The organism is Mesorhizobium sp. B2-8-3, from assembly GCF_006440815.1.
GTDB lineage: Bacteria > Pseudomonadota > Alphaproteobacteria > Rhizobiales > Rhizobiaceae > Mesorhizobium.
On record NZ_VFTW01000003.1, the window covers coordinates 454,702 to 474,083 of the forward strand.

General features: G+C 64.0%; 19 protein-coding genes. 13 read left to right on the forward strand and 6 right to left on the reverse strand.

All coding sequences use genetic code 11. The annotated features are described in order from the left end of the window. Positions 1 to 97 precede the first annotated feature (97 nt). Positions 98 to 817 carry a lysozyme inhibitor LprI family protein gene (locus FJ418_RS07570; protein WP_140864577.1) on the reverse strand — a complete coding sequence of 240 codons (720 nt, stop codon included), beginning with the start codon at positions 815 to 817 and terminating at the stop codon, positions 98 to 100. 320 nt (positions 818 to 1,137) lie between these two features. Continuing rightward, a complete protein-coding gene (locus FJ418_RS07575) occupies positions 1,138 to 1,374 on the reverse strand; it encodes a hypothetical protein (protein ID WP_140651868.1) in 237 nt (78 codons plus the stop codon). Between the two features lie 237 nt (positions 1,375 to 1,611). Here FJ418_RS07575 and FJ418_RS07580 point away from each other — a divergent pair, with 237 nt between their 5' ends. After that, positions 1,612 to 3,489, forward strand: coding sequence for an ABC-F family ATP-binding cassette domain-containing protein (locus FJ418_RS07580; RefSeq protein WP_140864579.1), 1,878 nt, complete (start codon positions 1,612 to 1,614; stop codon positions 3,487 to 3,489). A gap of 86 nt (positions 3,490 to 3,575) precedes the next feature. After that, complete coding sequence (locus FJ418_RS07585) at positions 3,576 to 5,681, forward strand: molybdopterin oxidoreductase family protein (RefSeq protein WP_140854760.1); 2,106 nt, start codon at positions 3,576 to 3,578, stop codon at positions 5,679 to 5,681. A gap of 83 nt (positions 5,682 to 5,764) precedes the next feature. On the opposite strand, the gene FJ418_RS07590 is transcribed toward FJ418_RS07585, so the two are convergent. After that, the gene (locus tag FJ418_RS07590; RefSeq protein ID WP_140864581.1) at positions 5,765 to 5,983 is read right to left on the reverse strand and encodes a hypothetical protein; all 219 of its coding nucleotides are present in this window, start codon (positions 5,981 to 5,983) and stop codon (positions 5,765 to 5,767) included. 174 nt (positions 5,984 to 6,157) lie between these two features. Between FJ418_RS07590 and FJ418_RS07595 the strand changes: the two genes are divergently transcribed. Further along, positions 6,158 to 7,645: a winged helix-turn-helix domain-containing protein gene (locus FJ418_RS07595; RefSeq protein ID WP_140651872.1), complete on the forward strand. Its 1,488-nt coding sequence runs from the start codon at positions 6,158 to 6,160 to the stop codon at positions 7,643 to 7,645. Between the two features lie 35 nt (positions 7,646 to 7,680). Here the strand turns inward: FJ418_RS07595 and FJ418_RS07600 are convergent, their stop codons facing one another. After that, positions 7,681 to 10,422 (reverse strand): sel1 repeat family protein, encoded by a 2,742-nt coding sequence (locus FJ418_RS07600; protein WP_140864582.1) that lies wholly within the window; start codon positions 10,420 to 10,422, stop codon positions 7,681 to 7,683. 213 nt (positions 10,423 to 10,635) lie between these two features. Here FJ418_RS07600 and speB point away from each other — a divergent pair, with 213 nt between their 5' ends. From speB to FJ418_RS32330, 7 genes are all read left to right on the forward strand, one after another. Then, positions 10,636 to 11,439 carry an agmatinase gene (gene speB, locus FJ418_RS07605; RefSeq protein ID WP_140648069.1) on the forward strand — a complete coding sequence of 268 codons (804 nt, stop codon included), beginning with the start codon at positions 10,636 to 10,638 and terminating at the stop codon, positions 11,437 to 11,439. A gap of 74 nt (positions 11,440 to 11,513) precedes the next feature. Further along, entirely contained in the window at positions 11,514 to 12,290 is a 777-nt protein-coding gene (dapB, locus tag FJ418_RS07610) for a 4-hydroxy-tetrahydrodipicolinate reductase (RefSeq protein ID WP_140864584.1), read from the forward strand. A gap of 219 nt (positions 12,291 to 12,509) precedes the next feature. Further along, positions 12,510 to 13,469 (forward strand): ABC transporter substrate-binding protein, encoded by a 960-nt coding sequence (locus tag FJ418_RS07615; RefSeq protein ID WP_246682971.1) that lies wholly within the window; start codon positions 12,510 to 12,512, stop codon positions 13,467 to 13,469. Between the two features lie 259 nt (positions 13,470 to 13,728). Beyond that, entirely contained in the window at positions 13,729 to 14,583 is an 855-nt protein-coding gene (locus tag FJ418_RS07620; protein WP_140651876.1) for an ABC transporter ATP-binding protein, read from the forward strand. Positions 14,584 to 14,596: 13 nt separating this feature from the next. Next, on the forward strand, positions 14,597 to 15,472 hold the full coding sequence (locus tag FJ418_RS07625; protein ID WP_140864587.1) for an ABC transporter permease: 876 nt from the start codon (positions 14,597 to 14,599) through the stop codon (positions 15,470 to 15,472). Between the two features lie 100 nt (positions 15,473 to 15,572). Next, on the forward strand, positions 15,573 to 15,863 hold the full coding sequence (locus FJ418_RS07630; protein ID WP_140648064.1) for a type II toxin-antitoxin system ParD family antitoxin: 291 nt from the start codon (positions 15,573 to 15,575) through the stop codon (positions 15,861 to 15,863). Beyond that, positions 15,860 to 16,054 (forward strand): type II toxin-antitoxin system RelE/ParE family toxin, encoded by a 195-nt coding sequence (locus FJ418_RS32330; RefSeq protein ID WP_246682968.1) that lies wholly within the window; start codon positions 15,860 to 15,862, stop codon positions 16,052 to 16,054. Before FJ418_RS07630 ends, FJ418_RS32330 begins: the two co-directional genes overlap by 4 nt. A gap of 123 nt (positions 16,055 to 16,177) precedes the next feature. On the opposite strand, the gene FJ418_RS07640 is transcribed toward FJ418_RS32330, so the two are convergent. Both FJ418_RS07640 and FJ418_RS07645 read right to left on the reverse strand, forming a co-directional pair. Beyond that, positions 16,178 to 17,545 (reverse strand): sensor histidine kinase, encoded by a 1,368-nt coding sequence (locus tag FJ418_RS07640; protein WP_140648062.1) that lies wholly within the window; start codon positions 17,543 to 17,545, stop codon positions 16,178 to 16,180. After that, complete coding sequence (locus tag FJ418_RS07645; protein WP_140648061.1) at positions 17,542 to 18,219, reverse strand: response regulator; 678 nt, start codon at positions 18,217 to 18,219, stop codon at positions 17,542 to 17,544. The genes FJ418_RS07640 and FJ418_RS07645 overlap by 4 nt, the downstream gene beginning before the upstream one ends. Before the next feature lie 484 nt (positions 18,220 to 18,703). Between FJ418_RS07645 and FJ418_RS07650 the strand changes: the two genes are divergently transcribed. From FJ418_RS07650 to FJ418_RS07660, 3 genes are all read left to right on the forward strand, one after another. Next, positions 18,704 to 18,943 (forward strand): DUF680 domain-containing protein, encoded by a 240-nt coding sequence (locus tag FJ418_RS07650; RefSeq protein ID WP_140864589.1) that lies wholly within the window; start codon positions 18,704 to 18,706, stop codon positions 18,941 to 18,943. 51 nt (positions 18,944 to 18,994) lie between these two features. Beyond that, a complete protein-coding gene (locus tag FJ418_RS07655) occupies positions 18,995 to 19,201 on the forward strand; it encodes a DUF680 domain-containing protein (RefSeq protein WP_140864591.1) in 207 nt (68 codons plus the stop codon). Between the two features lie 53 nt (positions 19,202 to 19,254). Next, positions 19,255 to 19,382: DUF680 domain-containing protein (locus FJ418_RS07660; protein WP_140864593.1), on the forward strand; the 128-nt coding region annotated here is incomplete at its 3' end.

Here is a 19,382-nt window from a genome sequence, read left to right on the forward strand (position 1 = left end):
GCTAATATTGAACCAAAGCCGAACTTGCGGTCGTCTTGCCGCGCTGGGCTGATTTTCCGCCAGGGAATGTTGATCGTAACAGGCCGGCTATGGCCGCTCAGCCTTTATAAGCAGAGCAGAAGCCCGGCGGGTTGTTTTTGCCGATCATGGCGCAGCCGCGCTTGATCTCGTCGATCATCATGCTGCAGGCATTCTGCCCGTTGCAGGGCGGATTGGTCGCCGGCGACACCTGGATGCACTGCGAGACATACTGGTCCGACTTCGCCTTGCCGGCGGATTGCACGCATGGCCGCGTGTCGTTCTGGCTTGTCTTGGCAGGGGCGGGTTTCGCGGGCGCGGCGCCAGCCGTCGCGGGCGCGGCCGTCGCGGGCGCGGCACTGCCGCCGCTTTGCGGCACGCAGGAGAGATCGCCTTCGGGGCATTGCAATTGGTGCTGCAGCTGCGCCAGCCGCGCCTTGGTCAACTCCGCCCTGCAGGTCTCGACGAGGGTCGAGTACACCGAGCCATCGGCATAAGGCTGGGTGCGGAAGGCGCACTCCTTGTCGCGGAACGGGATCCAGGCGCGCTGCGCGTCGCGCAAGCGCTTCAGGTTGGCGGGAGCGAGACGTCCCGCCAGCGCCTTGTAGACTGCGTTGAGGCCCGCGTCGGCCGAAGCGGCATTCGCTGCCGTGCAGGTAGCAAGGTCGGCCTGCGTCTTCGCTGCCGCGCAGTCGGTGGCTGCCGCATGGGCCGATGGCGTGGTGAGAAACAGGCTGGCAGCGCCCGCGAAAATCCCGATCACCAGTGAAGCCGAAATGAGCGTGGTCTTGCCTGACATCTGATCTGCCCTCTGCTTGAATCGAACCCCGCCGCTCGCGCCAGCATAGGTTGAGACAACAGCCGCGATCAACGCCAATCCCACGACGCGGCAAGCAAAGTGTGACCGGCGCGGATTGGCTACGACGGAGCAGCGCCCAGTCTCGGGACGGTGCCTCGCCGCTCTCCGCGATCGCTGCGGAGGCTGGAGGGGCAGGGTGCTGTCCTGCCCGCCACTATCTCCGTGTTTTGATGCAATTCCGGACGGCGGCTACGGCGAAGGCGCCGAGCCCAACCGCACACACTTTTCCTGGAATTGCTCTGGTCGTTCATAGGCGACGCCTAAAACGCCTTCCCGGAATCGATCTGGATCAACAGGTGTTCCGGCGCCCGCGTCTCTGGTCTGTTCGCAATCTTTCCCGCCTGCGGAGAGGTTGGTTGGGCCTGCGGCCCACTCGCGGGCTCAGTCGGGACAGCAGTTTGAGCGGTCTGGTCCTCGAACAGAACCACCTGCGTCGCCAGCGCGGTTGTCGTGGCGACCTGGAAGAAGATGAAGGCTAGGGCGAGATAGCGGATCACGGGCCTCCAAACGCTTCGGCCGGCAACTGGTTCCAGTCCGTCGTGTTTTCTGCTGAACGGCCAATGTATGTCGCCAGAAGTGTGCAGCGGTTCTGGGACAACGACATGCAGCAAAACAAAGGCTTAAAGCGCGTCGCCTGATCCGCTTCAGCGCGACGCGCTTTTAAGTCAGCGCGGCGGGCCTCATCCGAGCCCCTGGCTCTTGCGAAGCGCCGATCTCCCGTGCAAAAGCCGGCCATGCTTATCATCAACGACCTTACGCTGCGCATGGCGGGGCGACTGCTTCTCGATCATGCCTCATTGACCCTGCCGGCCGGCACCAAGGCCGGTCTCGTCGGCCGCAACGGCACCGGCAAGACCACGCTGTTCAAAGCGATCACCGGCGATTTCCCTTCGGAGACCGGCTCGATCAGCCTGCCGAAGAACACCCGCATCGGCCAGGTGGCGCAGGAAGCGCCCGGTACCGAGGAGCCGCTGACCGACATCGTCCTGAAAGCCGATGTCGAGCGCCAGGCCCTGCTCGAGGAGGAAAAGACCGCGACGGATCCGCACCGCATCGCCGAGATCCACACGCGGCTGGCCGATATCGACGCGCATTCGGCCGAATCCCGCGCCGCCACCATCCTTGCCGGCCTCGGCTTCGACGATGCCGCGCAGAAACGCCCCGCTTCGTCTTTCTCCGGCGGCTGGCGCATGCGCGTGGCTTTGGCCGCCGTGCTTTTCTCCGAGCCCGACCTGCTGCTGCTCGACGAGCCGACCAACTATCTCGACCTCGAAGGCACGCTGTGGCTGGAGAACTACGTCGCGAAATATCCGCACACGGTTTTGCTGATCTCGCACGACCGCGATCTGCTCAACCGCGCCGTCAACTCGATCGTCCATCTCGACCAGAAGAAGCTGACCTTCTGGCGCGGCGGCTACGACCAGTTCGAACGCCAGCTCACCGAGCAGCGCGAGCTGCAGGAAAAGAGCCGCGTCAAGCAGGAAACCCAGCGCAAGCATATGGAATCCTTCGTCGAGCGTTTTCGCGCCAAGGCTTCCAAGGCCCGGCAGGCGCAGTCGCGCCTGAAGGCGCTGGAAAAGCTGAAGCCGATCGCCGCTGTCGTGAACGACACGGTACGGCCGTTCTCCTTCCCGGAGCCGGTGAAGACGGTGGCTTCGCCGATCGTCGCGCTCAATAGCGTCAATGTCGGCTACACCGAGGGCAGTCCGATCCTGAAGAAGATGACGCTGCGCATCGATGCCGACGATCGCATCGCGCTGCTCGGCGCCAACGGCAACGGCAAGTCGACCTTCGCCAAATTGCTCGCCGGCCGGCTGAAGGCCGAGACCGGCACGGTGACGGTTGCGCCCGGGCTGAAAGTGGCGATCTTCGCCCAGCACCAGCTCGACGATTTGCGCCCCGAGGAAAACGCCTACGAGCATGTACGCCGGCTGATGCCGGACGCGCCGGAAGCCAAGGTGCGCGCCCGCGTCGCCCAGTTCGGCCTTGCAACCGAGAAGATGAACACCGCTGCGAAAGACCTGTCCGGCGGCGAAAAGGCGCGGCTGCTGATGGGTCTGTCGGCTTTCGAGGGCCCGAACCTCTTCATCCTCGACGAGCCGACCAACCATCTCGACATCGACAGCCGTGAATCGCTGATCCATGCGCTCAATGATTTTCCGGGCGCGGTGATCCTGATCTCGCACGACCGGCACCTGCTCGAAGCCACCGCCGACCGGCTCTGGCTGGTCAAGGACGGCGCGGTCAATCCCTATGACGGCGATCTCGAGGATTACAAGACCTTGGTCACCGGCGTGTCGTCCAACCGCCGCGAGCAGAAGGAAGCCGACAAGGCGTCCAAGGCCGATCGCCGCCGCGAAGCCGCCCAGCGCCGGGCCGCATTGGAACCGCTGGCGAAGGAAATCCGCGCCACCGAGGCGCTGATGGACCGCATGCGCAAGCGCATCGACCTGATCGAGGACGAGCTCGCCAATCCGGCGGTCTACGAGAAGGATCCCTCGACCGCCACGCGGCTGGCCAAGGAGCGCTCGCAACTGGCGCAGACGCTGGCGCAGAACGAGGACAAGTGGCTGACGATGTCGGCGGAATATGAGGAAGGGATCGCGGAATAGCGCGGTTTCTCCTTCTCCCGCAAGGGGAGAAGGAGGAGCTCTGTCTGGCCCTACACCTCGTCCCTAAAACCCGCTACACACCCCGCATGAACCAGCACGCCAAGCTCCGGATCGGCCATTCGGCCTGTCCGCATGATTGCCCCTCCACCTGCGCCCTCGAAGTCGAGTTGCTCGAAGACAACCGCATCGGCCGCGTCCACGGCGCCAAGGCGAACAGCTACACGGCGGGTGTCGTCTGCGCCAAGGTCGCGCGCTATGCCGACCGCGTCCACCATCCCGACCGGCTGCTGAAACCGCTGGTGCGCGCCGGCGCCAAGGGCGAGGGCGCCTGGAAGGAAGCCAGCTGGGAAGCAGCCCTCGACCTCGTGGCGGAAAAATTCATCGCAGCCGAAGAAAAATACGGCTCAGAGACGGTCTGGCCTTATTTCTACGCCGGCACGATGGGGCTGGTGCAGCGTGACGGCATCCAGCGGCTGCGCCACGCCAAGAAATACTCGGGCTTCTTCGGCTCGATCTGCACCAATCTCGCCTGGACTGGCTGGATGATGGGAGCGGGCGCGCTGCGCGGTCCCGATCCGCGCGAGATGGCGAAATCCGACTGCGTGGTGATCTGGGGCACCAATGCCGTGGTCACCCAAGTCAACGTGATGACCCATGCGACCAGGGCGCGCAAGGAGCGTGGGGCCAAGATCGTCGTCATCGATATCTATGACAATGCCACGATGAAGCAGGCCGATCTCGGCCTTGTCCTGAAGCCCGGCACCGATGGCGCGCTCGCCTGCGCGGTCATGCACGTGCTGTTTCGCGATGGGCTGGCCGACCGTGCCTATCTCGAAAAATACACCGACGATCCGCGCGGGCTGGAAGAGCATTTGAAGACGCGCACGCCCGAATGGGCGGCCGCCATCACCGGGCTCAGCGCCGATGAGATACAAGCTTTCGCGCATTTGGTCGGCACGACGAAGAAAACCTACTTCCGCCTCGGCTACGGCTTTGCCCGCCAGCGCAACGGCTCGGTCAACATGCACGCCGCCTCCTGCATCGCCGCCGTCACCGGCGCGTGGCAGTATGAGGGCGGCGGCGCTTTCCACTCCAACTCCGGCATCTTCAAGCTGAACCAGGATGTGCTGGAAGGTACAGCGATGCGCGACCCGAAGGTGCGCTATCTCGACCATTCGCGCATCGGCCCGGTGCTGACCGGTGCGGCGGATGCGCTCTATGGCGGTCCCCCGGTGACGGCGATGCTGATCCAGAACACCAATCCGGCCAATGTCGCGCCGCAGCAGCGGCTGGTGAAACAGGGTTTTATGCGCGAGGACCTGTTCACTTGCGTGCACGAGCAGTTCATGACCGACACGGCCAAGCTCGCCGACGTCGTGCTGCCGGCCACGATGTTCCTGGAGCATGACGACATCTACAAGGGCGGCGGCAACCAGCACATCACGCTCGGCCCCAAGCTGATCGAGCCGCCGGAAGGGCCGCGCACCAACCACTACGTCAATGAGGAGCTTGGCAGGCGGCTGGGCGTCGGCGACCGGCCGGGTTTCGGCCTGACCGAGCGCGAACATATCGACATCATCCTCGGCAAGCGCGGGCTGGGCAGCTTCGACAGCCTGAAGCAACAAAAGTGGGTCGACCTGCAGCCCGGCTTCGACGACGCGCATTTCATCAACGGCTTCGGCCATGCCGACAGGAAGTTCCACTTCCGGCCGAATTGGACCGGGCAGTCGGCGCCCAACCGGCCGCCGAAAAGCATGGGCCTGTTCGGCCCGGTCGGGCGGCTGCCGGAATTCCCCGACCATGTCGAACTGATCGAGGTGGCGGATGAGGAGCATCCGTTCCGGCTGGCGACTTCGCCGGCGCGCAACTTCCTCAATTCCAGCTTTGCCGAGACGCCGGTCTCGAAGGCCAAGGAAGGTAGGCCCGAGCTGCTCATCCACCGCGAAGATGCAGCAGTGCTCGGCATCGAGGATGGCGGCCGCGTCGAGGTCGGCAACCGGCGCGGCGACCTGGTGCTGCATGCCAGGTTCTTCGACGGCGTGAAGCGCGGCGTGGTGATCGCCGAAGGCATCTGGCCGAACAGCGCGCATGAACGCGGCGAGGGCATCAACGTGCTGACCGGCGCCGATGCTCCGGCGCCCTATGGCGGCGCCGCCGTCCATGACAACAAGGTCTGGCTCAGGGCGCTTTGATCGCTTCGGATTAGAAGCGCAAGCGCCCAGAACGCGGATCTGCAGGCCGCACCGCCAGGCACCAATCCGCAAGGCGTTGCAGATCACCAGTTGGGATTCCGGCCTTCGAGATCGTCTTCCGGGATGATCGGCGGTCGGCGGTCAAGACTGGTGAAAGGGTCCAGATAGGCTGCCTTGCGTGCATTGACCATCAAACTGAACATGGTGTTGAAAGTCGCGAGCATTGCCAGCCTCGGGATGCTTGGCCGCGGCAATTTGAAACGCCGGACGGCAGTTGGGCCGGTGGTGAGGATGTCGGTCATGATGTCCTCCTGTGGCGGCGACAATGGCAGCGCTTCCCACCCAGGTCCTTGGCTTAAACCTGAAGAGTCCTGAACGGCTCTGAAATTGCTTGAAGAGAAGAATCCCAAACGGCCCTGAAGTTCGCCTTCAGGGTCATCTTGGATTATCCTGCCCGCGAGGGTGGTTCTTGGCCAATGGACTTGGAGTTTGGGAACTATCGTTTGAGACGAGCCGAACGGCAATTGCTGGGCCCGAAAGGGCCGGTGGAGCTTTCGGCACGTTCCTTCGACATCCTCGCCATGTTGCTCGACAGGCCCGATGAGGTGATCGGCAAGACCGAACTTTTCGATGCGGCCTGGCCCGGCGTGGTGGTGGAGGAGAATACGCTGCAGGTCCACATTTCGGCGCTGCGAAAACTGCTGTCTGCCGAGCTGATCGCAACCGTGCATGGTCGCGGTTATAAATATGCAGGCCCCAGGCCCTTCGCGGTTACGGCAGATGATACGGCGGCGTCCAGACCATCCATCGCCATACTTCCCTTCGACAACATGAGCGGTGACCCGGAGCAAGACTATTTCAGCGACGGGATTACCGAAGACATCATCGTCGAGCTCGGCAAATATAAGGAGTTTCTAGTCATTGCGCGGAACTCCTCCTTCCAGTTTCGCGGCAAGGCGCATGACCCGGCCGAGGTGGCGAGCAAGCTTGGTGTCCAATATGTCGTCGAAGGCAGCGTGCGGAAGATCGGCAACAGGGTGCGGATCGCCGTACAGCTAACCGATGCGTCGTCGATGGCTCATATCTGGGGCGAACACTACGATCGGGAACTCGACGACATCTTCGCCATCCAGGACGAAATCACCCGGATGATTGCAGCGCGTCTGGCCCGGCAGGCCAGAACCGCGATTGCGTCGCGCGCCAGGGCCCGGCCGACCAACAACATGTCGGCCTACGAGTTTTACCTACGGGCGCTGCAACTGGCAGCCGTTTATGACACGGTGCTCGAAGCGGAACCGTTTCTGCACCAGGCGGTAAAGCTCGATCCGCAGTTTGCTGCTGCCCACGCCATGCTGAGTTTTGTGGAGTCCATCAAGTATTATTGGGACTACAACAATCCCGGCCATTTGCATTCCGGACTGGAGATCGCAAGAACAGCATTGGGCCTTGATCCCGACGAAGCCTATGGACATCTCGCCACCGGCTTCGCTCACTTGTACCTCCGTCAATTCAGGCAATCTGAAATCAGCCTTGACCGGGCCGTTGCGCTCAATCCGAACGATCCGTTCATTCTTAGCATCCGTGCTATTTTCCTCAATCACACTGACAGGCCGGAGCAAGGGCTTGATGAAATAACCGAAGCCCAGCGCCGCGATCCATATGCCGTGGGATGGTATGACGACTTCCGTGGCGTCCTGCTGACGACGGCCGGGCGATATCGCGAGGCGGCTGCCTGCTACGCGAAAATGGCGACTGTAACACCGTGGTCGCTCATTCGTCTTATCATATGCCATTCCGAACTCGGCGAAATCAGGCAAGCGCAAGACGTGCTGGCGAAGGTCAAGGCACATTATCGCGGACTAAGCCTTGACCAGATCATCGATACGGAAGTGGATTTTTATCAGGACGCCACCGTATGCAGCCGCTATCGCGCGATCCTCGATCGTGTTGACAAGGCGGAATAGGCCCGTTGCGGCTTGTTGCCTTGCTACTTCGCCGCCTAAGCGTCCAGCGTCTTGATCTCGTCCGCGGCCGCCTTGCGGGCCGCCGCATCGACACCGGACGCGCCTTTCTCCTTGGCGAAGGCAATGAGGGCAGTGCGCGTGTCCTCGTCGCATCCGTCCGAACCCACGCCGTCGACGCCGGCTTTCTTGGCGGCGGCGAGCACGGAGTCGCAGGCGTCCGGAGCGAAGGCGAACTGACCCATGATGGCGCCGAGCGTGAGCGGATCCTGCAGGCGCGGATCATCGCGGATCGCCTGGATGGTGGCGCTGCCCACCACCTTGGATTTGCGATCCTGCGCGATCTGCGTCAGGTCGAAGATGAACTCGAATTCCGCCTTGTCGACGCCGGCAGGCTTCGACACAAGAATGTCCAGCGCATAGCGGGTGACTTTCTCGGGCGTGACCACCGCGCGCACCACCTTTGCCTGATGGTAGTTGCGCACCAGCGCCCAGCGCGACGGGAGGTCACCGTAACGGGCGAGCAAATCGAGCTGCTTGATGGCGGCGATCTTCTGCTTGTCGGTCTTGGCGGCCTGCGCCTGCGCGAAGACCTTCTTGCCGATGCGGTCGATGATTTCGTTCGCAAGCAGGCCTGAAGCCGGCGCGGTCTGTTGCGTCGCAGCGGTCTGGGCGGGGATTTCGGCGAGCGGGCCTTTGGCGTCGACCCAGGCGGCCAGCGCCTTGCGCGCGTCCGGGCCGAAATGGCCCTTCGGCTCGCCGGCGTAAAAGCCTTCGCTCTTCAGCGTCGTCTCGATCGCGGCGCGGATATCGTCGGGCAGCGCCTTGCCGAAACCGACGAGGTTGTCTTCCGCGAGCCCTGCCGGCGCCTCGCGAAAAGCATCCATCACCGCGGCCGCGATCGCCGCCGTTCCGGCGCTGGAGGCCGGTCCGGAAAAGAGGCCGCTCAGTTCGATGCTTGCCGCGTCGTTGCCGAGCACGCCGGCGCCCATCCTGCCGATGCCGTCATTGTAAAGCGCGATGCGGTCGGTGATGCCTTCGCGCAGCGTCATCAGATGGTCGAAGCTGTCGAAGGTGAAGGCGTTGGCGAGCTTGCTCTTTGCCTTCAGCGAGCCGCGCCGCGCCGCCTCGCGCCAGGCATGCAGTCGCTCGCGCGGGTTCTTGTCGATGCCGAGGCCGTCGTCATAGGCGTCGCCCAGCAGCACCATCGCATCGACGCTGCCGAGGTTGGCGGCGTTGATCAGCATCGCCGTCGCCTTCTGGTCGTCCTGCGGATAGACCGCGCCTTTGCGCATGAGCTTCGCCTGCAGCAGATAGGCCTGCTGCTCCTTCTTGGCCTCGCCTTCGTCGATCAAGGCTTTCAATTGATCGTCGCTCAAGCCGTCGTCGCGGCGCGACGGCTGGTAGCTGGTCGAATCCAGATTGGCATATTGGGTCGAGGCGTAGAGCCAGAGCGCGTCGCGGTCGCCTGCGTCCGCCAGCGGCTTCAGCATGGCGCGCGCCAAATCCTCGTTCTTGAACTGCTGATTGTCAGAGAGCTGCAGCCGCGCCAGCGCCAGCGCGGCACCTGGCTCGCCGGCGTCGGCGCCGTCGCTCAGGCGCCCGACCAACTGGTCCGGATTGTCGATCTGCATGCCGTCATAGTCGAGGAGCACGCCCGCAAGCCTGATGCCGGCGTCGAGATCCCACGAGGCGTTGAGCAGTTGGATCGCCTCGCGTGGCTGGCGGCCGACGAACTTGCCGTCCATGAGCAGGCCGGCGAGCATCGGCCCGGCCTCGGCGACATTCTTGGTGGCGGCACGCAGCATGGCGATGGCGCGCTTGCCGTCGGCGGGGCCGCCTTCGCCCTTGGCCAGCATGTCGGCCAGCATCGGTATGGCATATTGATCGCTGCCGACCCGCGCCTCCAGCAACTGCCTGGCCTTCGCCGCATCCTGCGAGGTCCCGCGGCCCAACCGCAGCGCCTTGATGTAAGCCAGCGCCGATCGTCCGGAGCCGTTGGTCCCGGACTGGAAATCCGTCTCGACGGCATGAAAGGCCTTTTGCTGCTCGTCGCTCGTGAAGCCGTCTTCCGTCAGCGTCGTCCGCGCAATCAGCAGCGGCATGGCGGCGCGGAATTGGCTGTCCCATTCGCCGGGCGACTGGCCCTGGGCCGGCGCGTCGATGACGCGTTGCGCGGTCTCGACCACCTTATGCGCGTCGCGGCGCAGCAGCGGCCCTTCGATATACTGACGGAGCAGCGTCTCAAGCGCCGTGAGATGACCGGCAGCGCCGGCCTTCTGCAAGGCATCGAGCGCCATCGCCCGTTTGACCGGCGGTGGACCGGCATCGGCGCCGTCGTGCCGATGCACCGAATAGACCTCGTAGAGCAGATAATTCGCCTCCGGGCTGCCGCCGTCGGCGAGCAGCTTGATCTGCGGGAGGAGAAAGGTAAGTCCCGCCTGGTTGAGCGCGACCTGGACCCGCAGCCATTCAAGCGTCAGCCGCTTTTCCTGCGGCGCGCCGAGCATTGCCGCCTGGCATTTGTCGGCCAGGATTTTGAGCTTGCTGAGGTCAAAGTCTTGCGGGAAGAGCTCGCCATACTGGACAGGCGGCGCCTTGGCTCCACGATCGAGCGGCACCGAGGCGCCCCGGTCGCAGGCACTGATCGCCTCGGCGAGCGCCGCCCTCTTCGCCGTATCGTCGGGTTTTTCCGAAGATGTCTGGGCCGCGAAGGCCCCGCCGGCAAACGGCGTCAAAGCGAGGCAAGAAAGAACCAGGGTATGCACTGGCCGCAGCATGGGCGTCCCCCCTCGGACACGGTCCGGGTGCAGCCGGACGCACAGGCGCTAAAGTAGCACATCGCACGAGTGATGATGAGTGTGGCGCTTCACATTCACGCAGCGTTGCCTAAGACTGCACCACGCTTTGCGATCTGGCCCAAATGGCTCCGGTCGCACCCGCCAGATCCGGCGTCTATAGAGGCCCTTGTCTCGGCAACGAGGGAGGATGTCGTGGCCAAGGTCTCGCTTCTGGGCATTCCGCATGACGAGAATTCGTCCTATTTGCGCGGGCCGGCGGAGGCGCCGCCGCTGATCCGGCGCGAACTCGCAAGCGACGCCTACACTTCATGGTCGGAAACAGGTTTCGATCTGACGGACCGCTTCGTCGATCACGGCGACATCGATTTTACCCAACCCGGCGACCCGTGGCAGCGGATCGAAAGCGAAGTTGGCCGCGCGCTCGACGCCGGCCATCCGCTGATCTCGCTCGGCGGCGATCATGCGATCTCCTGGCCGGTGCTGCGTGCGGTGCGCCGCCGCCACCAGAGCCTCACGATCGTCCATATCGACGCGCATCCGGACATCTATCATGCCTATGACGACAATCCGCGCTCGCACACCTCGCCCTTTGCCCGCGTCATGGAGGAGAAGCTGGCCGACCGGCTGATCCAGATCGGCCTGCGCACCGTCAACGATCACCATCGCGACCAGTTCAAGCGCTTCGGCGTCGAGGTGGTTGAGATGCGGCATTTCAGGGAAGGGCTGCAGCTCGACCTCAAGACGCCCGTCTATATCTCGATGGACATCGACGCTCTCGATCCGGCCTTCGCTCCTGGCATCTCGCACCGCGAGCCGGGCGGCTTCACCACCCGCCAGGTCATCGGCCTGATCCAGGCAATAGACCAACCGATCGTCGCCGCTGACGTGGTCGAATACAATCCGCGCCAGGACCTCTCCAACGTGACGGCGCTGGTCGCCGCCAAGCTGGTCAAGGAAATCGCCGGCATGATGCTGAAGACCAACGGCGCCGCCTGAAGCAACGCTTGAATCAATTTGCCAGGGCGGCGTGCTAGAGGATTGTTCCGACTCAGCTTTCGACAAGGATCGCCATGCCGCAGCCGCTCAGGATAGCCGTCGCCGGCGCGCTCGGCCGCATGGGCCGGCAGATGGCGCAAACCGTCGCGGCCGATCCGCGGCTGCAGCTCGTCGCGCGCTTCCATCGGCCGGGCAGTACGGACCAGGGGCTGCTTGAGCGCGACGAAGCGCTGGCGCTTGCCGATGTGGTCGTCGATTTCACCACGCCCGCGGCTTCCGCCGAGTTGGCCAAGGCCTGCGCCGCGCGCGGCGGTCCGGCGCTGGTGATCGGCTCGACAGGTTTCGACGGCGCTGAACTGGAGGCGATTGCCGACGCCGCGAAGAAGATCGCCGTCGTGCGCTCCGGAAGCTATTCGCTGGGGCTCAACATGCTGACCGGGCTGGTCGAGCAGGCAGCGAGGGTGCTTGACCCCGACGATTGCGACATCGAGATCCTCGAAGCGCATCACCGCATGAAGGTCGACGCACCGTCGGGCACGGCGCTGATGCTCGGCGAAGCGGCGGCGCGCGGGCGCGGCGTCGAGCTGGACGATGTGGCGAAGCGCACCCGCGACGGCCACGTCGGTCCGCGCCCAACCGGCGAGATCGGCTTTGCCGTTGTGCGCGGCGGCAGCATCGTCGGCGAGCATGGCGTGAGCTTCCTCACCGAAGGCGAGACGCTCACGCTCTCGCATGCCGCCGGCGACCGCTCGATGTTCGCGCAGGGCGCCATCGCCGCGGCACTCTGGGTCGCCGGGCGGCCGCCGGGCGAATATGATATGCGCGACGTTCTCGGCTTCACTGCCTCGTGACCGGGAACCAAGCCGGATTCCATTCCACGGCCGCCAAAACGGCTGAAAGCCAGCTGAAAGCTTGGCCATGTCATGACGGTTTTGTGGCGTTCGCCACATGAGCGGCCTGGGAGCGGCCGGCAGGAGGAAATGCGGCGCGGCGCGCCGCCCAGTGGAGGAAATTACGTGACCGGTTTCATCTCTAAACGCGCGCTGCGCTCAGTGGCGCTGACGCTTGCCATGGTTGGCGCTGGCGCATCGGCGGCATCGGCTGCCGACAAGATCACCATCATCGTCGGCGGCATGGAAAAGCAGATCTATCTGCCGGCCGTGCTCACCCAGCAGCTCGGCTATTTCAAGGATGAAGGGCTCGATGTCGAGCTGATCAACTCGCGCGCCGGCGTCGAGGCCGAAAATGAATTGCTGGCTGGCGCCGTACAGGGTGTCGTCGGCTTCTACGATCATACCGTCGACCTGCAGTCGAAGGGCAAATACATCCAGTCGATCGTGCAGTTCAGCCAGGCGCCAGGCGAGGTCGAGCTGGTCTCGGCCAAGCATCCGGAGATCAAGTCGCCGGCCGACTTCAAGGGCGCGACGCTCGGCGTCACCGGGCTCGGCTCCTCGACCGATTTCCTGACGCAGTATCTCGCCGTTCGCAGCGGCCTGAAGCCGGGCGACTATACGCTGCTTCCGGTCGGCGCCGGCAACACTTTCATCGCCGCCGTCAAGCAGGACCAGATCCAGGCCGGCATGACCACCGAGCCGACCATCGCCAAGCTGCTCCAGACCGGCGAGGCCAAGGTGTTGGTCGACATGCGCACGCCCGAAAAGACCAAGGCAGCGCTTGGCGGCGACTATCCGGCGGCCTCTTTCTACGTCCAGTCGAGCTGGCTCGAGGGCCACAAGGACGAGGCGCAGAAGCTCGCCAATGCCTTCGTCAAGACGATGAAGTTCATCGCCGGCCACTCGGCCGAAGAGATCGCCGACAAGATGCCGAAGGACTATTACGCCGGCAGCAAGGGGCTCTATGTGCAGGGTCTGGCCGGCGGCAAGGCGATGTTCACGCCGGATGGCCGCATGCCGGCCGATGGACCGGAGACCGTGCTGAAGGTTCTGTCGACTTTCTCCAAGAGCCTGCAGGGCAAGCAGATCGACCTGTCGAAGACCTACACAACCGAATTCGTCGACGCCGCCAAGTAAGCGTCGGCAGGCGAGGGCGGGCCGATCGGTCCGCCCTTGGAGCAATTCCAGGAAAAGTGTGAAACGGTTTTCCGCCCGGAATTGCGTCAAGCAAAGAGATGGAGCGGTTTGGCGTGAAACGACGAACCGCTCCAGGGAACAACGACTTGCGCCGGCTGCCTGAATCAATTCTGCAGCGGCGCCTTCCGGATGCCAAGCTGCGGCAAGCCCTCTGGCTTTAGCCAAAGGCATCTTCGCACCACCACGATAGGAGTGTGCCATGCAGTTGCAGACCATGGCGGCGGAGAAACTGTCTCCGGCCGCGCCGCCGGCCGATGCCGCGATCGCCATCGACGACGTGACGCTGCGCTTCGTCACGCCCGACGGCCACATGATGACGGCGATCCGCGATTTCACCATGACGGTGGCGCGCGGCGAGTTCGCCTGTGTCGTCGGGCCGACCGGCTGCGGCAAGTCGACGACGCTCAACCTGGTCACCGGGCTGTTGCGTCCGACCACCGGCAATGTCCGCGTCATGGGCAATCCGGTGACCGACATCAGCCGCGACATCGGCTTCGTCTTCCAGGCCGACGCGTTGTTTCCGTGGCGCAGCGTCATCGACAATGTCGCCGCCGGCCCGCTTTTCCGCGGCACGCCGAAGAAGGAAGCCTACGAGAAGGCGCGCGACTGGATCGGCCGCGTCGGCCTTTCGCGTTTCGAGAAACACTATCCGCACCAACTCTCGGGCGGCATGCGCAAGCGCGTGGCGCTTGCCCAGACCTTCATCAACCAGCCCAAGATCCTGTTGATGGACGAGCCCTTCAGCGCGCTCGACATGCAGACCCGCACCGCAATGCAGGACGAATTGCTGGGCCTCTGGTCGGGGCTGAAATCCTCCGTCGTCTTTGTTACCCACGATCTCGAGGAGGCGGTGGCGCTGGCCGACAAGGTCTATGTGCTCACCGCCGGTCCGGGCACGGTGAAGAGCGTCTACCGCATCGACCTGCCGCGCCCGCGCGTCATGGCAGACATCCGCTACGATCCGAAATTCATCGAGATCGCCAAGGTTATCTGGAACGATCTGCGCGAGGAAGTGCAGCTCGGCCAAAGCCGCGGCCTCCAGACCGGCCATTGACAGGAGACACAGCATGACCGCCATTTCTCCCACCGATCAGGCCGCCGCCCGCGCCACTTCGATCGTCGCCGCCGAAGCGCAGGCAAGGGCACGGCTGCGCAAGCGCCATGCCTTGGTCATCGGCCTGCGCCTCGCGATCCTCGTCGTCTTCCTTGGGCTTTGGGAACTCTGCGCCGATTACAACATCATCGATCCGTTCTTCTTCTCCAGCCCGTCGGGCATCTGGGAACAGATCTGGTCCTGGATCACCGAAGGCACTTCGCAGGGACCGCTCTGGCTGCAGATCTATGTGACGCTGGAAGAGACCTTCCTCGGCTTCGCCATCGGCGCCGTCGGCGGCATCGTGGCCGGCATCATCCTTGGCCGCAACAAGCTGCTGGCCGATGTGTTCTCGATCTACATCAAGATCGCGAACTCCGTGCCGCGCGTGGTGCTGGGCTCGGTGTTCATCATCGCGCTTGGGTTGGGCATGGCCTCCAAGGTGGCGCTGGCCGTGGTGATGGTGTTCTTCGTCGTCTTCGCCAACGCCTTCCAGGGCGTGCGCGAGGCCGACAGGGCGATGATCGCCAACGCCCAGATCCTCGGCGCCTCGCCGATGCAGATCACTCGCTCGGTCATCATCCCTTCGGCGATGAGCTGGATCCTCGCCAGCCTGCATGTCTCCTTCGGCTTCGCGCTGGTCGGCGCCGTGGTCGGCGAGTTCCTCGGCGCCAAGCAGGGCATGGGTCTCTTGATCTCCACCGCGCAGGGCGCCTTCAACGCCAACGGCGTCTTCGCCGCCATGATCATCCTGGCGGTGATGGCGCTGGTGGTGGAGTTCATCATCACCCGCTTCGAGAACTATGTGGTGAAGTGGCGCCCGGCGCCGTTCAACGAGCAGGGGGCTTGATTGATCACCGCACACCATCATGTTTAGTGTGCGGTTTCCCCTAAGGTGTATGACAAAGTCATGCGCCTGTGCTATATTGAGGGCATCGAGGAGACGAGTCATGCGAAACTCCCAGCCCCTGACGATCACGCTGCCGCTTGAGATGGCACAGATGGTGAAAAATAAGGTTGCCTCGGGCGAATACGCCACCGAAAGCGAGGTCATCCGCGATGGCCTGCGTACGCTTGCGGCGCGTGACGCGGCGGTTGAACGCTGGCTGCGCGAGGAAGTCGTGCCGACGATGCAGGATGCGCGCGCCAATCCTGAGAAGCTTTTGACGGCCGAGCAGATGCGCCGCAATCTCTCGGAGCATATCAACGCGATCGTCGCCAAACCACGCTCCGGTGCATGAAATACCGGGTCAGATTCCACGCTGCAGCCGAGCGAGACATAGCCGAACTGCTGAGCGAACTCGCGCCGAAGGCTGGCGTGGAAATCGCGTTGCGCTTTGTCGGGCGCATTGTCGATTATTGCCTCGACTTTGAGACTTTTCCCGAGCGCGGCACACGTCATGACGAAATCGCTCCGGGTTTGCCACGGTAGGATGGCGCCGACGCGCGACGATCGCGTTTGAAGTCGCCGGTGACAAAGTGATCATCTTGCGGATTCTCTACGCCGGCCGGACGCTTGCCGGACGAAGAGTAAAAGGGTCGCCACTCGACCTGATCACGCAAGCGGCAGCCGCACCTCGACCTTGAGCCCGCCCGCCGCGGCGTCGCCCAGCGTGACGCTGCCTCCGGCATTCTCGACCACCTCGCGCACGATGGCGAGACCAAGACCGCTGCCTTCCTCGGCCGAGCCGGCGAGGCGGTAGAAGCGCTCGAAGACATGCTCCCGCTCTTCCGCCGGGATTCCCGGTCCGGCATCGCTCACCGTAAGCTCGGCCTCGCCATCCGTCGTCGCCAGCCTCACCGTGACGCTACCGCCAGATCTGGAATAGCGCAGCGCGTTGTCGACCAGGTTGACGATCATCTCGCGCAGCATCGTGCCGTCGCCGACCACCGTCACCGGTCCGTTTTCCTCGAGGCCGAGGTCGATGTCGCGGTTGATCGCCGCCGGCGCTTGCGCTTCCAGCACATGGCGGGCGGCTTCGGTGAGGTCGATGCGGTCGGCGCGCGGCCGTCGGCTGCCAGGTTCCGCCCTCGACAGCGTAAGCAGCTGTTCGGCCAACCGCGCCAATTTGCCCGAGCTCGCCTGCAAGGCGACCAGCGCCTCCTGGCGCCGGTCGGCCGCGGTTTCGCGCAAGGCATAGCTTGCCTGCGTCGACAAGAGCGCCAGCGGCGTGCGCAGTTGGTGCGCGGCATTGGCGATGAAGCGCCGCTGCGCCGCCATCTGCGCCCGCACGCGCTCCATATAGGCGTTGAGCGCTTCGATCAGCGGCCGGATCTCGCTCTGCGCGCCCGGGACCTCGACCGGGTCGAGATCGCTGCGGCTTCGCGAGCGCACCGCGTCGCGCAGCCGGATCAGCGGCGCCAGCCCGCGGCGCAGGCCAAGCAGCACGAACACGCCGGCAATAGCCACCAAGGCAAGCTGCTGGGCGAAGGCGCTGAGCCACAGGCGCTTCACCATCGCGTCATGTCCGGCGAGCGTGACGCCGACAGTGACCTTGATCGGCGAATCCGTACCGGCGCCGATCACGGCATGGCTGAGCGTCGCCAGGCGCAGCGGGTGATCGCGATAGGCAGCCTCGATGCTGCCGCGCTCCGGCGCCACGGGCAGATCGGGATAGCCGGTCAGCAGCCGCCCGCCGGCGGTCTCGACCCGGTAATAGACGCTGTCCCGGTCGCCGGTGTCGAACATCTCGATCGCCGCCGGCGGCACGGTGGCGTCGAGCGCGCCGTCGGCCATTGCCACCTGCTCGGCAATGGCGCGCGCCGAGCCGACCAGCATGCGGTCGGTGACGAGATCCGCGGTCGCCAGCGCGTTGCGCTGGCTGGTCCACAGATTGATGGCGGCGAGCCCGGCAAGCGGCAGCACCACCCAGGCCAGCAATTGCAGGCGAAGGCTGCCGATCCGAAACCTGTCGATCCTCATGGCGCCGGATCGTCGTGGCGCAACAGGTAGCCGAGGCCGCGCAAGGTGGCGATCTGGACGCGCGATCCCTCCAGCTTCTTGCGCAGCCGGTGCACGTAGATCTCGATGGCGCTGGGGTCGGCGTCGGTTTCGAAATCGTAGATCGCGGTCGAGAGCGCCGCCTTGCTCACCGTGCGGCCGGCCTTGACGACCAGCTGTTCCAGCACGGCGTGCTCGCGCGGTGTCAGCGACAGCGTCGCGCCGGCAAGCGAGAACAGGCGTGTATTGGTGTCGAAGACCAGATCGCCGCAGGCAATGACTGGCGCGGTGCGGTCGTTGGCGCGGCGCAACTGCACGCGGATGCGCGCTTCCAACTCCTCGATCTGGAAGGGTTTCGCCAGATAGTCGTCGGCGCCTTCGTTGAGGCCCTTGACCCGGCCGTCGAGGCTGGCATTGGCGGTGAGCACGATCACCGGCACCGGGTTGCCGCGCGCCCGCAACCTTTTCAGCACCTCCATGCCGCCCATGCGGGGCAGGGCAAGATCTAGGATGATCAAGGCATGGTCGCCAGCGGCCAAAGCATGCTCGACATCCTCGCCGTCATGCACGACATCGACGACATAGCTCGCCTGGCGCAGCGTCTTGCTCAGCCAATCGGCCAGTTCGCGGTTGTCCTCGACAAGCAGCAGCCGCATCGTTTGTCGCTGTTTCCTCCCAATGGCGTCGACCGACGCCAAAGCGCGGCAGGCGGCGTCCAAATTGGTTCCCGAGGCAACCGATAGTATCGATCCGCGCGCAAGGCAAACGTGGTTTCCCGGCGGTCGCCATCCCGGTCGCGGCACCTGCCGAGCCGCTTGTTCGGTCGGGCAAGCGATGAAATCGAACCGTTCGGTTCAATTAATGTTGACGGTTCGTGTAGCTATGGTGAACACCGGCAGCCCTTACCAGGATGCCGTATCGCGCTGCCTTTTCTGTAACCGATTGATATTAAACGATAAGAATGTGGCCGCTGCGTCCTTCGCCCAATTTCAAGATCGAACCGAACGGTTCGGTTCACAACTTTTCGTGATTGGAAATGGCAGCAGGGCCGACCCATTTCGGGGTGGTCCGAGCGACGCGAATTTCCATTACGGCACGCCACTAGACGGACATGACTTTTTGAAATCTGGAGTATCTAAAATGAACAAGATTGCTTTTGCCGCCGCTGCTTTCCTCATTGCCACGGGCAGCGCTTTCGCCGGCAGCGACCATTACGGTTCCGACAACGTCAACCAGCCGGCCGTGACCGCTCCCGCGGGCAATGTCGACAACACCGTTACCGGCTCGATCCGCAAGCTCAACAAGTTCGAACAGCGCGACCTCCACATCACGCCTGATCAGAACCAGCCGCAGTCGGGCCAGGGGATCTGGGGCCGCTAAGCCGTCCCGCTTTCCCGACCACCCATCAAATCAAAATCTGGAGTAACTCAAATGACCAAGATCGCTCTTACCGCCGCCGCCATTCTCGTTGCCACCGGTGCGGCTTTCGCCGGCTCGGACAACTACGGTTCGGCCAATGCCAACCAGCCTGCCGCTTCGGTCGACACCTCGATCACCGCTTCCACCAACAAGTCGGACGCGAACGTTCAGAAGCCGGTCGTCACGGGCGCTGACCACAACCTGTTCGGCAACCACTAATCGGTTCGCCAGGCGAACTTTCGACCAACAACATTGACTCTGGAGTAACTCAAATGATCAAGATCGCTCTTACCGCCGCCGCCCTTCTCGTTGCCACAGGCGCCGCTTTCGCCGGCTCGGACAACTACGGTTCGGCCAATGCCAACCAGCCTGCCGCTTCGGTCGACACCTCGATCACCGC

Coding starts and splice junctions, on each gene's coding strand:
- dapB (WP_140864584.1), top strand. CDS start 11,514: ATGCCGCAGCCGCTCAGGATAGCCGTCGCCGGCGCGCTCGGCCGCATG.
- FJ418_RS07655 (WP_140864591.1), top strand. CDS start 18,995: ATGACCAAGATCGCTCTTACCGCCGCCGCCATTCTCGTTGCCACCGGT.
- FJ418_RS07595 (WP_140651872.1), top strand. CDS start 6,158: ATGGACTTGGAGTTTGGGAACTATCGTTTGAGACGAGCCGAACGGCAA.
- FJ418_RS07650 (WP_140864589.1), top strand. CDS start 18,704: ATGAACAAGATTGCTTTTGCCGCCGCTGCTTTCCTCATTGCCACGGGC.
- FJ418_RS07600 (WP_140864582.1), bottom strand. CDS start 10,422: ATGCTGCGGCCAGTGCATACCCTGGTTCTTTCTTGCCTCGCTTTGACG.
- FJ418_RS32330 (WP_246682968.1), top strand. CDS start 15,860: ATGAAATACCGGGTCAGATTCCACGCTGCAGCCGAGCGAGACATAGCC.
- FJ418_RS07570 (WP_140864577.1), bottom strand. CDS start 817: ATGTCAGGCAAGACCACGCTCATTTCGGCTTCACTGGTGATCGGGATT.
- FJ418_RS07645 (WP_140648061.1), bottom strand. CDS start 18,219: ATGCGGCTGCTGCTTGTCGAGGACAACCGCGAACTGGCCGATTGGCTG.
- FJ418_RS07620 (WP_140651876.1), top strand. CDS start 13,729: ATGCAGTTGCAGACCATGGCGGCGGAGAAACTGTCTCCGGCCGCGCCG.
- FJ418_RS07580 (WP_140864579.1), top strand. CDS start 1,612: ATGCTTATCATCAACGACCTTACGCTGCGCATGGCGGGGCGACTGCTT.
- FJ418_RS07630 (WP_140648064.1), top strand. CDS start 15,573: ATGCGAAACTCCCAGCCCCTGACGATCACGCTGCCGCTTGAGATGGCA.
- FJ418_RS07640 (WP_140648062.1), bottom strand. CDS start 17,545: ATGAGGATCGACAGGTTTCGGATCGGCAGCCTTCGCCTGCAATTGCTG.
- FJ418_RS07590 (WP_140864581.1), bottom strand. CDS start 5,983: ATGACCGACATCCTCACCACCGGCCCAACTGCCGTCCGGCGTTTCAAA.
- FJ418_RS07585 (WP_140854760.1), top strand. CDS start 3,576: ATGAACCAGCACGCCAAGCTCCGGATCGGCCATTCGGCCTGTCCGCAT.
- FJ418_RS07625 (WP_140864587.1), top strand. CDS start 14,597: ATGACCGCCATTTCTCCCACCGATCAGGCCGCCGCCCGCGCCACTTCG.
- FJ418_RS07615 (WP_246682971.1), top strand. CDS start 12,510: ATGGTTGGCGCTGGCGCATCGGCGGCATCGGCTGCCGACAAGATCACC.